The organism is Mycolicibacterium palauense, from assembly GCF_002592005.1.
Classification (GTDB): Bacteria; Actinomycetota; Actinomycetes; order Mycobacteriales; family Mycobacteriaceae; genus Mycobacterium; species Mycobacterium palauense.
In genome coordinates, this window is record NZ_NVQF01000016.1 from 39,746 (window position 1) to 54,968 (window position 15,223).

Annotated in this window: 10 protein-coding genes; 8 read left to right on the forward strand and 2 right to left on the reverse strand. The window is 70.6% G+C overall.

Annotated elements, in window-relative coordinates; translation table 11 throughout:
• Positions 1–12 precede the first annotated feature (12 nt).
• The 5 genes from CSR00_RS09035 (at position 13) to CSR00_RS09055 (ending at position 9,091) form a co-directional block, all read left to right on the forward strand.
• Positions 13–3,351, forward strand: a complete 3,339-nt coding sequence (locus CSR00_RS09035) for a transglutaminase family protein (protein WP_099022055.1) — start codon at positions 13–15, stop codon at positions 3,349–3,351.
• A 102-nt stretch (positions 3,352–3,453) separates the two neighbouring features.
• Positions 3,454–6,138 (forward strand): circularly permuted type 2 ATP-grasp protein, encoded by a 2,685-nt coding sequence (locus CSR00_RS09040; RefSeq protein WP_245905909.1) that lies wholly within the window; start codon positions 3,454–3,456, stop codon positions 6,136–6,138.
• Complete coding sequence (locus tag CSR00_RS09045; protein WP_099022056.1) at positions 6,135–7,067, forward strand: transglutaminase family protein; 933 nt, start codon at positions 6,135–6,137, stop codon at positions 7,065–7,067. The genes CSR00_RS09040 and CSR00_RS09045 overlap by 4 nt, the downstream gene beginning before the upstream one ends.
• Positions 7,060–8,130 (forward strand): zinc-binding metallopeptidase family protein, encoded by a 1,071-nt coding sequence (locus CSR00_RS09050; RefSeq protein ID WP_099022057.1) that lies wholly within the window; start codon positions 7,060–7,062, stop codon positions 8,128–8,130. The genes CSR00_RS09045 and CSR00_RS09050 overlap by 8 nt, the downstream gene beginning before the upstream one ends.
• A 97-nt stretch (positions 8,131–8,227) precedes the next feature.
• Positions 8,228–9,091 (forward strand): DUF3097 domain-containing protein, encoded by an 864-nt coding sequence (locus tag CSR00_RS09055; protein ID WP_099022058.1) that lies wholly within the window; start codon positions 8,228–8,230, stop codon positions 9,089–9,091.
• Between the two features lie 40 nt (positions 9,092–9,131).
• On the opposite strand, the gene CSR00_RS09060 is transcribed toward CSR00_RS09055, so the two are convergent.
• Positions 9,132–9,728: a hypothetical protein gene (locus tag CSR00_RS09060; protein WP_141564321.1), complete on the reverse strand. Its 597-nt coding sequence runs from the start codon at positions 9,726–9,728 to the stop codon at positions 9,132–9,134.
• A gap of 254 nt (positions 9,729–9,982) precedes the next feature.
• Between CSR00_RS09060 and CSR00_RS09065 the strand changes: the two genes are divergently transcribed.
• Entirely contained in the window at positions 9,983–11,332 is a 1,350-nt protein-coding gene (locus tag CSR00_RS09065; protein WP_176561976.1) for a replication-associated recombination protein A, read from the forward strand.
• 181 nt (positions 11,333–11,513) lie between these two features.
• Here CSR00_RS09065 and CSR00_RS09070 read toward each other — a convergent pair whose 3' ends face one another.
• Entirely contained in the window at positions 11,514–11,801 is a 288-nt protein-coding gene (locus tag CSR00_RS09070; RefSeq protein ID WP_099022060.1) for a GlsB/YeaQ/YmgE family stress response membrane protein, read from the reverse strand.
• 187 nt (positions 11,802–11,988) lie between these two features.
• Here CSR00_RS09070 and CSR00_RS09075 point away from each other — a divergent pair, with 187 nt between their 5' ends.
• Both CSR00_RS09075 and alaS read left to right on the forward strand, forming a co-directional pair.
• Positions 11,989–12,390 (forward strand): secondary thiamine-phosphate synthase enzyme YjbQ, encoded by a 402-nt coding sequence (locus tag CSR00_RS09075; RefSeq protein ID WP_099022061.1) that lies wholly within the window; start codon positions 11,989–11,991, stop codon positions 12,388–12,390.
• A gap of 123 nt (positions 12,391–12,513) precedes the next feature.
• The gene (gene alaS, locus CSR00_RS09080) at positions 12,514–15,222 is read left to right on the forward strand and encodes an alanine--tRNA ligase (protein WP_099022062.1); all 2,709 of its coding nucleotides are present in this window, start codon (positions 12,514–12,516) and stop codon (positions 15,220–15,222) included.
• The last annotated feature ends 1 nt before the right edge of the window (position 15,223 follow it).

A 15,223-nucleotide genomic window follows, 5' to 3' on the forward strand; every position in this document is an offset into this window, starting at 1 on the left:
GGATCTGTCCCTATGGGAATCAAAGTGGCGCTGGAGCATCGCACCAGCTACACCTTCGACCGGCTGGTCGAAATCTATCCACACGTCGTTCGCCTGCGCCCGGCGCCGCACTCCCGCACCCCGATCGAGGCCTATTCGCTGGAGGTCGAGCCCGCCGACCACTTCATCAACTGGCAGCAGGATGCGTTCGGCAACTTCCTGGCGCGGCTGGTGTTCCCCAACCGCACCCGTCGGCTGAGCATCACCGTCGGCCTGATCGCCGACCTGAAGGTCATCAACCCGTTCGACTTCTTCATCGAGGACTGGGCCGAGACCTTCCCGTTCACCTACCCCAAGGCGCTGCTGGAGGACCTCAAGCCGTATCTGCGCCGCGTCGACGAGGACGAGGAGGGCAGCGGCCCCGGTGAGCTGGTCACCGAATGGGTGCGCAACTTCTCGGTGGCCCCCGGCACCCGCACCATCGACTTCCTGGTGGCGCTGAACCGCGCGGTCAACGCCGACGTCGGCTACAGCGTGCGGATGGAGCCCGGCGTCCAAACCCCGGACTACACGCTGCGCAGCGCCATCGGCTCGTGCCGCGACTCCGCGTGGCTGCTGGTGTCGGTGCTGCGCGAAATGGGTCTGGCCGCCCGGTTCGTCTCCGGCTACCTGGTCCAGCTGGCCTCCGACGTCGAGGCGCTCGACGGGCCGTCGGGGCCCGCCGCCGATTTCACCGACCTGCACGCCTGGACCGAGGTGTACATCCCGGGCGCGGGGTGGATCGGTCTGGACCCCACCTCGGGGCTCTTCGCCGGCGAGGGCCACATCCCGCTGTCGGCGACGCCGCACCCGGCGTCCTCGGCGCCGATCACCGGTGCCACCGGTCCCGCAGAAACCGTCCTGGACTTCTCCAACACCGTGACCAGGGTGCACGAGGATCCCCGGGTGACGCTGCCCTACACCGAGGCGGCCTGGACGTCGATCGTGGACCTGGGTGCGCGGGTCGACAAGCGCCTGGCCGACGCCGACGTCCGACTGACCATGGGCGGTGAGCCCACGTTCGTCTCCGTCGACAACCAGGTGGACCCCGAGTGGAACACCGATGCCGACGGGCCGCACAAGCGGCAACGGGCCTCGGCGCTGGCCGCCCGGCTGAAGAGCGTGTGGGCCCCCACGGGACTGGTGCAGCGCAGCCAGGGCAAGTGGTATCCCGGGGAGCCGCTGCCGCGCTGGCAGATCGGGCTGTACTGGCGCAAGGACGGCGAGCCGCTGTGGTGCGACGGGACACTGCTGGCCGACCCGTGGCCCACCGAGTCCGCGGGCGCGTCGACGGCGGACCCGATCGAGCCCGACGTCGGCTCCCGGTTGCTCGGTGCGATCGCCGCCGGGCTGAACCTGCCCGCCACCCAGGTTCGGCCCGCCTACGAGGACGCGCTGGCCAGGCTGTCGGCGGCGGTGCGGATGCCCACGGGCAGCGCCGTCGACCCCGTCGACGACCTCGAGCGTGACAGCGCCGAGGCGAGGGCGCGGATGATGCAGCGACTCGACACCGACGTCGTCGAGCCCGCCGCCTACGTGCTGCCGCTGCACCGGCGCGACGACGACTCGGGCTGGGCCAGCGCCAACTGGCGGCTGCGGCGCGGTCGACTCGTGCTGCTGGACGGTGACTCACCGGCCGGCCTGCGGCTGCCGCTGAACTCGATCAGCTGGAAACCGCCGCGCAGCACTCACCCGGGCGACCCGCTGGTGCAGCGGGGTCCGCTCGGCGCGACCGCCGCCGAGCCCCGGGCCGACGAGGCCGAACTCGACGAGACCGAGGACGCTCCCACCACCGCGCTGGTGGCCGAGATCCGCGACGGCTACCTCCACGTCTACCTGCCGCCGACCGACGAGCTCGACCACTTCATCGATCTGATCGCCCGGGTGGAGTCCGCCGCGGCGGCCGTCGGCTGCCCGGTGGTGATCGAGGGGTACGGTCCGCCCTCGGATCCGCGCCTGGACTCGATGACCATCACCCCAGACCCCGGGGTCATCGAAGTCAACGTCGCACCCACGGCCAGCTTCGGCGAGCAGCTCACCCAGCTGGAGACGCTCTACGAACAGGCCCGGCTGGCCCGGCTGTCCACCGAGACCTTCGATGTCGACGGCGGGCACGGCGGCACCGGCGGCGGCAACCACATCACGCTGGGCGGGATCAGCCCGGCCGAATCCCCGCTGCTGCGCCGCCCCGACCTGCTGGTGTCGATGCTGACCTACTGGCAGCGCCACCCGTCGCTGTCCTACCTGTTCTCCGGCCGGTTCATCGGCACCACCTCGCAGGCACCGCGGGTCGACGAGGGCCGCCTCGACGCCCTCTACGAACTCGAGATCGCCTTCGCCGAGATCCACCGGCTGGCCGAGGGCAAGGCCGCACAACCCTGGGTGACCGACCGTGCGCTGCGCCACCTGCTGACCGACATCACCGGCAACACCCACCGCGCCGAGTTCTGCATCGACAAGCTCTACAGCCCCGACAGTGCGCGGGGCCGGCTGGGCCTGCTGGAGCTGCGCGGCTTCGAAATGCCGCCGCACTACCAGATGGCCATGGTGCAGTCGCTGCTGGTGCGCGCGCTGGTGTCGTGGTTCTGGGACGAACCGCTGCGCGCGCCGTTGATCCGGCACGGCGCCAACCTGCACGGCCGCTACCTGCTGCCGCACTTCATCATCCACGACATCGCCGAGGTCGCCGCCGACCTGCGCCACTACGGCATCAACTTCGACACCAGCTGGCTGGACCCGTTCACCGAGTTCCGGTTCCCGCGGGTGGGCACCGCCGTGTTCGACGGTGTGGAGATCGAGCTGCGCGGGGCCATCGAGCCGTGGAACACCCTGGGTGAGGAGTCCACCGCCGGCGGTACGGCCCGCTATGTCGACTCCTCGGTGGAACGGCTGCAGGTCCGCCTCATCGGCGCCGACCGGCAGCGCTACGTCGTGACCTGCAACGGCTATCCGATCCCGCTGTTGGCCACCGACAATCCCGACGTCCAGGTCGGCGGTGTGCGCTACCGCGCCTGGCAGCCGCCCAGCGCGCTGCACCCGACCATCACCGTGGACGGCCCGCTGCGCTTCGAGCTCGTCGACACCGCCTCGGGGATGTCGCGTGGCGGCTGCACCTACCACGTGGCCCATCCGGGGGGCCGCGCCTACGACACGCCGCCGGTCAACGCCGTGGAGGCCGAATCGCGGCGCGGTCGGCGCTTCGAGGCCACCGGGTTCACCCCCGGCAAGGTCGACATGTCCGACATTCGCGAGAAGCAGGCCCGCCAGTCCATCGATGTGGGCGCGCCGGGGGTCTTGGACCTGCGCCGGGTGCGTACTGTGCTGCAGTACTGATGGGCAACTGACCGACACGCGCCCCGGAGGGTGAGAGTGACCGGGCGGCTGGCGATATTGCATGTCATATTGCATGTCATTGAAGAGTTCAGGAGGTAGGCGTTGAACGCACCGCTGCCTTCCTCCAGCGCGCAGGACCAGTCGGATCAGTCGGAGCCGCGCGATCCCGATCAGCTGCTGGCCGGGTACCGGCGGGCCCGTGCCCAGCAGCCGCTGTTCGGGCTGCGCGGCACCACCGAGACCGGCTACGACGAATTCATCGACCCCGACGGCGCCGTCCGGCCGGCCTGGCGCGAGCTGGCCGAGGTGGTCGCCGACCGGGGCCGCGCCGGTCTGGAGCGGCTGCGCAGCGAGGTGCAGGGGCTCGTCGACAACGACGGCATCACCTACATCCAGGTCGAGGACGAAGCACCCCGCGGTGCGCTGTCGACCAACGGCCACCGCAACGCCGTACCCGGGCCGTGGCACCTGGATGCGGTCCCGCTGCTGATCTCCTCCGCGGACTGGGAAGACCTCGAGGCCGGGATGCTGCAGCGGGCCCGGCTGTTCGACGCCGTGCTGACCGACCTGTACGGGGCACGCCGGTCCATCACCACGGGGGTGCTTCCGCCGCAGCTGGTCTTCGCGCATCCCGGCTATGTGCGGGCGGCCCGGGGGATCACCGTTCCCGGACGCCACCAGCTGTTCATGTACGCCTGCGACGTGGGCCGCAACGCGGCCGGCGAGTTCGCCGTGAACGCCGACTGGACCCAGGCCCCCTCCGGGGCCGGCTACGCGCTGGCCGACCGCCGGGTGGTGTCGCAGACCATCCCGGACCTCTACGAACGCATCGCACCGCGCTCGACGTCGCCGTTCGCCCAGGCGTTGCGGCTCTCGCTCATCGACGCCGCGCCGGAGTCCGCCGAGGATCCCGTCGTGGTGGTGCTCAGCCCCGGCATCCACTCCGAGACCGCGTTCGACCAGGCCTACCTGGCCTCGATCCTGGGTTTCCCGCTGGTCGAGAGCGCAGACCTGGTGGTGCTCGACGGCAAGCTGTGGATGCGTTCCCTGGGCACCCTCAAACGCGTCGACGTGGTGCTGCGCCGGGTGGACGCGGTGTACTCCGACCCGCTGGACCTGCGGGCCGACTCGCGCCTGGGGGTGGTGGGCCTGGTGGAGGCCCAGCGCCGGGGCGCGGTGACCGTCGTCAACACCCTGGGCAGCGGGATCCTGGAGAGTCCGGGAATCCAGCGGTTCCTGCCCGAACTCGCCGACCGGTTGCTGGGGGAGACCCCGCTGTTGCCCACCCCGAGCCTGTACTGGGGTGGCATCGACCTGGAGCGGGCGCACCTGCTGGCGCACCTGGACTCGCTGCTGATCCGGCCCACCGCGGGCGGACAGACCCTGGTGGGGCCGGGGTTGTCGGGCTCCCAGCTGGACCGGCTGGCCGAACGCATCGCCGCGACGCCGTGGCAGTGGGTGGGTCAGGAGCTGCCGCAGTTCTCCTCGGCGCCCACCGCGCACTATCCGGGCGGGCTGGCCGCGGCCGGCGTCGGGATGCGGCTGTTCGCGGTGTCCCAACGCGGGGGATACGCGCCGATGATCGGCGGTCTGGGCTACGTGGTGGCCCCCGGTGTCGCGTCGCACAAGCTGCACACGGTCGCCGCCAAGGACATCTGGGTGCTGCCGGCCGCCCGCGCCGGTGCCGAGAAGGTGGTCACCGCTCCCACCGCGGAGATGCCGGTGTTCACCCCCGCGGGCACCCGCGGCATCAGCTCGCCGCGCGTGCTCTCCGATCTGTTCTGGACCGGCCGCTACGCCGAGCGCGCGGAGAACATGGCCCGGCTGCTGACCGTCACCCGCGAGCGGTTCCACGAATACCGGCACCGCCAGGACACCTACGCCAGCGACTGCGTGCCGGTGCTGCTCACCGCCCTGGGCGCCATCACCGGCACCGACACCGGAGCCGACGGCGACGCCGCGGAGATGATCGCCGTGGCCCCGACCACGCTGTGGTCGCTGACCACCGACCGGTCGCGCTCCGGTTCCCTGGCCCAGTCGGTGGAACGGCTGGGGCTGGCCGCCCGGGCGGTGCGCGACCAGATGTCCAACGACACGTGGATGGTGCTGGCCGCCGTGGACCGCGCGGTGCTCTACTCCTCGGACACCCCACCGGAATCCGGGGTGCGCGGTGACGCGCTGATGGCGACGGCGCACGCCCGCACCCTGGCGGGCATGCTGTCGCTGGCCGGTGTGGCCGCCGAATCGATGGTCCGCGACGTGGGCTGGATGATGATGGACATCGGCAAACGCATCGAGCGCGGGCTGGCGCTGACGGCACTGTTGCGGGCCACCCTGACCACGGTGCGCCATCCCGAGGCCGAGCAGGCGATCACCGAGTCGACGCTGGTGGCCTGTGAGTCCTCGGTGATCTACCGGCGGCGCAATCTCGGCAAGGTCAGCATCGCCGCGGTCGCCGAGCTGCTGTTGTTCGACGCCGAGAACCCCCGTTCGCTGGTGTATCAGCTCGAGCAGTTGCGCGAGCACCTGCGGGCCCTGCCCGGGGCCTCGGGATCCTCGCGCGCCGAGCGCCTGGTCGACGACATCAGCACCCGGCTGCGCCGGCTGGATCCCGACGAGCTCGAAGACGTCTCCGAGGACGGCCGCCGCGCCGAGCTCGCGGGTCTGCTCGAGGGTGTGCATTCGGGGCTGCGCGAGCTGTCCAACGTCATCACCGCCACCCAACTGTCGCTGCCCGGCGGGATGCAGCCGTTGTGGGGTCCCGACGAGCGGCGGGAGGTGCCGTGACCGCGTTCACCGACGGTCCCACCGTCAGTCCCGGCAGCCGCTGCTACCGGGTGAGTCACCGCACCGTGTACACCTACTCCGACGTGGTCACCAGCTCCTACGGCCGGGGGTTTCTGACCCCACGCGACACCGGCCGGCAGCGCTGCATCAGCTACGACGTCGAGATCGACCCGACCCCGTCGGATCGCTCCACCAGCCGCGACGCCTACGGCAACATCAGCTCGTATTTCCATGTCACCCAACGGCACCGGGCACTGACCGTCGAGTGCAGCTCGGTGGTGGAGGTCGACCCGCCGCCGGCCGAACTCTACGGCGCCGGTTCGGCGCTGGCGCCGTGGGAGATCGCGCGTCCGGTCGGCCTCGACGGTGCCCTGGCCACCGAGTTCACCCTGGATCTGCAACCGCCGGAGATCTCCGACGGGGTGCGCGACTACGCGGCGCCGAGTTTCGTGCCCGGGCGGCCGTTGATCGAGGTGCTGGCCGACCTCAACCACCGGATCTTCACCGACTTCACCTACCGCTCCGGGTCGACGACCGTGTCGACCCAGGTCAACGAGGTGCTCGAGGCACGCGAGGGCGTGTGTCAGGACTTCGCGCGGCTGGCGATCGCGTGCCTGCGCGCCAACGGGCTGGCGGCCAGCTATGTGTCGGGGTACCTGGCCACCGACCCCCCGCCGGGCAAGGAGCGCATGGTCGGCGTCGACGCCACCCACGCGTGGGCGTCGGTGTGGACACCGCAGAACCAGTGGCTGGGACTGGACCCGACCAACGACCAGATGGTCGACGAGCGTTACATCATCGTCGGATGGGGTAGAGATTACGCGGACGTTCCGCCGCTGCGCGGAATCATCTACACCGATTCGGAGAGTAGCGTGATCGACGTCGCCGTCGACGTGGCTCCCTTCGAGGGAGGAGTGCTGCATGCGTGACTTCTTGTGCCCCAACTGTGGCCAGCACCTGACTTTCGAGAACTCGGTTTGCCTGTCCTGCGGCAGCGCGATCGGGTTCTCGCTGGACGACATGGCGATGCTGGTGATCGCCAGCGGATCCGACAGCGACCACGGTGGGGCTGTGGACGCCCGCGAGTACCGGTTGTGCGCGAACCTTCACCTGGCCGAGTGCAACTGGCTGGTCCATCTGGACCCCACCAGCACGGTGCAGGGTGAACTGTGTGCGTCGTGCCGACTGACCAGGGTCCGGCCCAACGACGGCGACACCAAGGCGCTGGCGGCCTTCGCCGAGGCCGAGCGTGCCAAACGCCGTCTGGTCGCCGAACTCTACGAGCTGAAGCTGCCGATCACCGGCCGCGACGCCGATCCCGAGTACGGCCTGGCCTTCGACCTGTTGTCCAGCGAACTGGAGAAGGTCTTCACCGGCCACCACAACGGTGTGATCACCCTGGATCTGGCCGAGGGTGACGATGTGCACCGCGAACAGCTGCGGGTGGCGATGGACGAGCCCTACCGCACCCTGCTGGGGCATTTCCGCCACGAGATCGGCCATTACTACTTCTACCGGCTGGTCGAACCGTCTCAGGACTACCTCAACAGGTTCAACGAGCTGTTCGGCGACCCCTACGCCGATTACCAGGAGGCACTGGACCGCCACTACGGTCGGGGTGCGCCCGACGGGTGGGAGGACAGGTACGTGTCCTCCTATGCCACGATGCATCCCGCCGAGGACTGGGCCGAGACGTTCGCGCACTATCTGCACATCCGCGACACGCTGGACACCTCCGCCGCGTTCGGTATCGCGCCCGCCGGCGCCACCTTCGAACGACGAGTCCTGGGGCCCAGTGGATTCGACACCATCATCGACCTGTGGCTGCCGCTGGCCTGGTCGTTGAACATGGTCAACCGGTCGATGGGCAAGGCCGACCTGTACCCGTTCGTGCTGCCGGCGCCGGTGCTGGAGAAGATGCGGTTCATCCACACCGTCATCGACGAACTGACCAGCAGCGCCGCCAAGGTCGGGGCCACCGAGGGGAGCTGATCCGCACGGCGGGTGGTTCGGCATCGATGCGGTAACGCCGGGGTGGGCCCGCGCGCCACAACGGGCTTCCGGCGGCTTGCTTCCTAGGATCTCAGGCGTGGCTGACCGATACGGAACCGACATCCTCGCGAACAACCCGCATCAGCAGCGCCGGCCGCGCGCAACCGAGGTGCCCGTCGAACCGGGGATGGTGCTCGAGGACGCCGAGAGCGGATTCGTCGGCGCGGTCGTCCGGGTCGAGTACGGCCGGATGGACCTGGAGGACCGGCACGGCCGTACCAGAGGTTTCCCGGTGGGGCCCGGCTATCTGATCGACGGCCGCCCGGTCATCCTCACCGCGCCCAAGCCGGTCCGGGCACCGGCACGGCCGGCCCGCACCGCCTCGGGGTCGGTGGCCGTACCCGGGGCGCGGGCACGCACCGCCCGCGCCAGCCGCATCTACGTCGAGGGACGACACGACGCCGAACTGGTCGAGCAGGTGTGGGGCGACGATCTGCGCCTCGAGGGCGTGGTCGTCGAGTATCTCGGCGGGGTCGACGACCTGCCCGACATCGTCGCCGAGTTTCGGCCGGGCCCGCGGCGCCGGCTCGGTGTGCTGGTGGACCACCTCGTCGACGGCTCGAAGGAGGCCCGCATCGCCGACGCGGTCCGGCGTGGCCCGGGCGGGCCGAACACCCTGGTCGTCGGGCATCCCTTCATCGACATCTGGCAGGCGGTCAAGCCCGGGCGGGTCGGCATCCGGGCGTGGCCCGACGTGCCGCGGTCGGTGCCCTGGAAGCACGGTATCTGCGCGGCGCTGGGCTGGCCGCACGACAACCAGGCCGACATCGCGCGGGCCTGGCAGCGGATCCGGTCGCGCGTGCGGGACTGGAACGACCTGGAGCCGGCGCTGATCGGCCGCGTCGAAGAGCTCATCGACTTCGTCACGACTCCGGTCACGGGACCAGGCGAGGGACCATAGCGCTCAGGGGCGGTACGCCCGGAACCCCGGGGCCGAGCGGTCAGGAGCAGATACTGGGCCGGCCGATCAGGTAGTTGCAGTTGTCCGGGAAGCGGTTCTGCACCGGCGGGTCCAGCGGGCCCACGAAGGCCAGGGTGAAGGGCTTGGAGCTGACTCCCGCGGGGACACCGCACTGTTCGGGGTGGACCGTCTTGTGGGTCCCGGTCAGCGTGGCTTCGCTGAAGGCGTAGGTCTCGGTGCTCGGTCCGGTGCTGCCGTCGGGACACAGGAACCCGTCGTCCTTCTGCACCGACACCGTCCAGAGCCCGCCGGTCAGCAGCGCGCGGCCGTCGAAGCTGACCAGCTTCTCCGGCCGGGTCATCGCGGGACCGGGTGTCTTGCTGGACAGGATCACGTTGCAGCCCAGCGTCTGGATCGTCTCGTCGGTGTAGTCGGGCTGGGCGCGGGTGCCGTTGGCCTGCATGCAGATCGACTGCATCTCCCAGTTGGCCGCCGGGACGCCCTCCTCGTGGAAGGTGTAGTAGCCGTCGGCCGGCGGCACGATCGCCGCGGCCGGTGCCGCCGACACCAACGCGACCGCCGCGGCGGCCAGCACGCTCATCGGCAGTCGGGCCCGTGTCGTCGTCCAGGTTGCCATTCCGCCCCTTTCCGAAAGGTGAGCACGCCCCGCCGCGCCTGTCCGTCCCCGACCGTCGGAGAGTCTTCGCCGGACTCTGCCATGAGAGACACTGTCAGGAGACTCTGCCACGAGAGACTCTGCCATGAGAGACACTGCCAGGTTTACCACCGTCGCCGACAGGGTGGTCCGGCTTCGCCGAACCGCGCGGCCCGCCCCGGTGCGGCCCGTGTGCGGCTTCGCCGATGTCGCGGCGGCGTGGTAAGCACTGAGACGTGTCCGACGGACTGTTCGACGTGCCCGGTGCCGACCCGGCACCGGTGCCCGACACCGGTCCGGATTTCGGGGCTCGGCCCGGACCGGCGTCCCCGCTGGCGGTCCGGATGCGGCCACACACCCTCGACGAGGTCGTGGGCCAGGACCACCTGCTGCGTCCCGGCTCACCGCTGCGCCGGCTCGTCGACGGGTCCGGGGCGGCCTCGGTCATTCTCTACGGCCCACCGGGCACCGGCAAGACGACGCTGGCCTCGCTGATCTCGCAGGCCACCGGCCGCCGGTTCGAGGCCCTCTCGGCGCTCTCGGCCGGGGTCAAAGAGGTCCGGGCCGTCATCGACGTGGCGCGTCGCGCGGCCGTGCACGGCCAGCAGACGGTGTTGTTCATCGACGAGGTGCACCGCTTCTCCAAGACCCAGCAGGACGCCCTGCTGGCCGCGGTCGAGAACCGGATCGTGCTGCTGGTGGCCGCCACCACGGAGAATCCGTCGTTCTCGGTGGTGGCGCCGCTGCTGTCGCGGTCGCTGATCCTGCAGCTGCAGCCGCTGAGCGCCGACGGGATCCGTGCCGTGGTGCAGCGGGCGATCGGCGACGAGCGGGGACTGGCCGGGCAGGTCCCGGTCGACGACGAGGCCGTCGATCTGCTGGTGCAGCTGGCCGCCGGCGACGCCCGGCGTGCGCTGACCGCCCTGGAGGTGGCCGCCGAGGCCGGTGGGCGGGTCACCGTCGAGGTCGTCGAGCAGTCCCTGGACCAGGCGGCCGTGCGCTACGACCGCGACGGCGACCAGCACTACGACGTCATCAGCGCCTTCATCAAATCGGTGCGCGGGTCCGACGTCGATGCCGCGCTGCACTACCTGGCCCGCATGCTGACCGCGGGGGAGGACCCGCGGTTCCTCGCGCGCCGGCTGATGATCCTGGCCAGCGAGGACATCGGAATGGCCGATCCGACGGCGCTGCTGACCGCGGTGGCCGCCGCGCAGACCGTGCAGCTGATCGGCATGCCCGAAGCCCAGCTGACGCTGGCCCACGCCACCGTCCACCTGGCGACGGCTCCCAAATCCAACGCGGTGACCACGGCGCTGGGGGCCGCCATGGCCGACATCAAGGCCGGCAAGGCCGGGCTGGTGCCGCCGCACCTGCGCGACGGCCACTACTCGGGCGCGGCGGCGCTGGGCCACGCCCAGGGCTACAAGTACGCCCACGACCATCCCGGCGGGGTGGCCGCCCAGCAGTACCCACCCGACGAACTGGACGGCGTGGACTACTACCACCCGACCAACCATGGCGCCGAACGCGAGATCTCCGGGCGGCTGGAGAAGCTGCGGGCCATCGTGCGGCGCCGCACGTAGGGGCCGGTGTGCGGCGCCGCACGTAGGGGCCGGTGTGCGGCGCCGCACGTAGGGGCCGGTGTGCGGCGCCGCACGTAGGGACCCGTGTGCGGCGCCACAGGTGGGGCCCGGAGCAGGTTCGGCCGGCCCCGCGCGAAGGCGGGGCCGGCCGGTGCGGGGCGGCTTCGGGGCCGACGGCGGTTTAGTGCCGGGCGACGGTCCCGCTGCGCCGGCCCATCAGCGCCGCGACCAGCGCCACGCCGATCGCCGCAACGACGACCTGGACCAGCAGTTCGAGCCAGTCGATACCGGCGGTGGCGGTGGGAATGCCGATCGCGCGGGCCAGGGCGGTCCCCAGGAACGCCGCCACGATGCCCACGGCGATGGTCAGGAGAACGCCGATGCTCTGCCGGCCGGGTACGACGAGTCGGCCGAGCGCGCCGACGACGATGCCGACGATGATCGCGGTGATGATGCCGGTGATGGTCATGTCTTCCTCCGAGCTGGGCGGGTGCTGTGCAGCCGAAATACCCTTCGGGCGGGCGCCGTAAACTCCTGCCCCGGTGCGCTTCCCGTGCCGCGCCGGGACGCCGCACCGCCCGCGGTGCCCCCGACCGCCTCCCGCGCGCCGCCTCGGCGACCCGACACCGGGCGGTGGGGCGCCTACCCTCGAGGACGTGGACACCGACGTGCTCGACATCGACACCACCCGCCGGCGCATCGTCGACCTCAGCAGCGAACTCCGGGACTTCTGCGCGTCGCACGGCGACGGTCTGTGCAACGTGTTCGTTCCGCACGCCACCGCGGGTGTGGCCATCATCGAGACCGGGGCCGGATCCGACGACGACCTGATCGACACGCTGGAGCGGCTGCTGCCGCGCGACGACCGCTACCGGCACGCCCACGGCTCGGCCGGCCACGGGGCCGACCACGTGCTGCCGGCCATCGTCGCTCCGTCGGTCACCGTCCCGGTCCAGGGCGGGCGGCTGCTGCTGGGCACCTGGCAGAGCGTCGTGCTGGTCGACCTCAACCGGGACAATCCGCGCCGCTCGGTGCGGCTGAGCTTCGTCAACGCCTGAGGGCCGGCCTCCGCGCGGGCCCCGCCGCGACCGGTAGTGTTGGACGACTGAACAGATCGGCTCGACAGGTCGGTGACGGACAGGCCCGGACGGGCCCGCGAACAGGGAAGTGACAGGGAAGACGTGCAGACACACGAGATCAGGAAGCGGTTCCTGGATCATTTCGTGAGGGCCGGACACACCGAGGTGCCCAGTGCCTCGGTGATCCTCGACGACCCCAACCTGTTGTTCGTCAACGCCGGCATGGTCCAGTTCGTCCCGTACTTCCTGGGGCAGCGCACCCCGCCGTACAACACCGCGACCAGCATCCAGAAGTGCATCCGCACCCCCGACATCGACGAAGTCGGGATCACCACCCGCCACAACACGTTCTTCCAGATGGCGGGCAACTTCTCCTTCGGTGACTACTTCAAGCGCGGCGCCATCGAGCTGGCCTGGACGCTGCTGACGTCGCCGGTGGCCGAGGGCGGCTACGGTTTCGATCCCGAAAAACTGTGGGCCACCGTCTACTACGACGACGATGAGGCCGCCCAGCTCTGGCAGGAGATCGCCGGGCTGCCGTCCGAGCGGATCCAGCGCCGCGGGATGGCCGACAACTACTGGTCGATGGGGATCCCCGGGCCGTGCGGACCGTCCTCGGAGATCTACTACGACCGCGGGCCCGAGTACGGCATCGAGGGCGGCCCCGAGGCCAACGAGGACCGCTACATCGAGATCTGGAATCTCGTGTTCATGCAGAACGAGCGCGGTGAGGGGACCTCCAAGGAGGACTTCGAGATCCTCGGCCCGCTGCCGCGCAAGAACATCGACACCGGGATGGGCGTGGAGCGGGTGGCCTGCCTGCTGCAGGGCGTGGACAACGTCTACGAGACCGACCTGCTGCGCCCGGTCATCGACACCGTCGCGGCGATCGCCCCGCGCGGATACGCGACGGGTAACCACGACGATGACGTGCGCTACCGCATCATCGCCGATCACAGTCGCACGGCGGCCATCATCATCGGCGACGGCGTCACGCCGTCCAACGAGGGCCGCGGCTATGTGCTGCGCCGGCTGCTGCGCCGCATCATCCGCGCCGCCAAGCTGCTCGGCGTCGACCAGCCGGTGATGGCTTCGTTGATGGCCACCGTGCGCGAGGCCATGGGCCCGTCGTACCCGGAGCTGGCCGCCGACTTCGACCGCATCAGCCGCATCGCGGTGGCCGAGGAGACCGCGTTCAACCGGACGCTGGCCGCCGGCTCCAAGTTGTTCGACGAGGCCGCCGCGGCCACCCGCAGCTCCGGGAAGACGACGCTGTCGGGCTCGGATGCCTTCACGCTGCACGACACCTACGGCTTCCCGATCGACCTGACGCTGGAGATGGCCGGCGAGGCGGGGTTGAGCGTCGACGAGCTCGGATTCCGTGAACTGATGGCCGAGCAGCGCCGACGCGCCAAGGCCGACGCCGCGGCGCGCAAACACGCCCACGCCGACCTGAGCGCCTACCGCGAACTGGTCGACACCGGACCCACCGAGTTCACCGGCTTCGACGAGCTGTCCTCCGACGCGCGGATTCTGGGGATCTTCGTCGACGGCAAGCGGGTTCCGGTGGTCGCCCACCATGCCCGGGTCCACTCCGAGACCCCGCCGCCGGAGCGGGTGGAGATCGTGCTGGACCGCACGCCGCTCTACGCCGAGTCCGGTGGCCAGATCGCCGATGTGGGCACCATCGCCGGCGGCGGGTCCGGGGGGACGTCGCGGGCCGCGGTGACCGACGTCCAGAAGATCGCCAAAACACTGTTCGTGCACCGGGTCAACGTCGAGTCCGGGGAGTTCGTCGAGGGCGACACCGTCACCGCGGCGGTCGACCCGAAGTGGCGTCACGGTGCCACCCAGGGACACTCGGGCACCCACATGGTGCATGCCGCGCTGCGTCAGGTGCTCGGCCCCAACGCCGTTCAGGCCGGTTCGCTCAACCGGCCGGGGTACCTGCGGTTCGACTTCAACTGGCAGGGCCCGCTGTCGGAGCAGCAGCGCAGTGAGATCGAGATCGTGACCAACGAGGCGGTCGAGGCCGACCACGAGGTGCACACCTTCCACACCCAGCTGGAGAAGGCCAAGGCCATGGGAGCGATGGCGCTGTTCGGGGAGGCCTACCCCGAGGAGGTGCGCGTCGTGGAGATCGGCGGGCCGTTCTCGCTGGAACTGTGCGGCGGCACCCATGTGCACAACTCCGCCCAGATCGGGCCGGTGACGATTCTGGGTGAGTCCTCGGTCGGCTCGGGTGTGCGGCGGGTGGAGGCCTATGTCGGGCTGGAGTCCTTCCAGCACCTGGCCAAGGAACGCGCCCTGATGGCGGGTCTGGCCTCCTCGTTGAAGGTGCCCTCCGAGGAGGTTCCGGCCCGGGTGGCCAACCTGGTGGAGCGGCTGAAGGTGGCCGAGAAGGAACTGGAGAAGACGCGCCTCGCCAACGCGCGCTCGGCTGCGGTGAATGCCGCCGCGGGGGCTCAGCGGGTGGGTAAGGTCCGTCTCGTGGCACAGCGCATGTCCGGTGGGATGACCGCCGCGGACCTGCGCTCGCTGGTCGGCGACGTGCGCGGCAAGCTCGGCGCCGAGCCGGCGGTGGTGGCGCTCATCGCCGAGGGCGACAACGGTTCGGTGCCGTTCGTCGTCGCCGTGAACCAGGGCGCCCTGGACGCCGGTCTGAACGCCAACCAGCTCGTCAAGGCGTTGTCTCCGGCGGTCGACGGGCGCGGCGGCGGCAAGCCGGACCTCGCCCAGGGCTCGGGCAAGAACGGATCAGGGATCGACGCGGCGCTGGACGCTCTGCGGGCCGAAGTAGCCCGGAGCTAGC

Excerpts from the sequence above, each read along its gene's own strand:
- CSR00_RS09035 (WP_099022055.1), top strand. The coding sequence starts at position 13 with ATGGGAATCAAAGTGGCGCTGGAGCATCGCACCAGCTACACCTTCGAC.
- CSR00_RS09060 (WP_141564321.1), bottom strand. The coding sequence starts at position 9,728 with ATGGCAACCTGGACGACGACACGGGCCCGACTGCCGATGAGCGTGCTG.
- CSR00_RS09050 (WP_099022057.1), top strand. The coding sequence starts at position 7,060 with ATGCGTGACTTCTTGTGCCCCAACTGTGGCCAGCACCTGACTTTCGAG.
- CSR00_RS09070 (WP_099022060.1), bottom strand. The coding sequence starts at position 11,801 with ATGACCATCACCGGCATCATCACCGCGATCATCGTCGGCATCGTCGTC.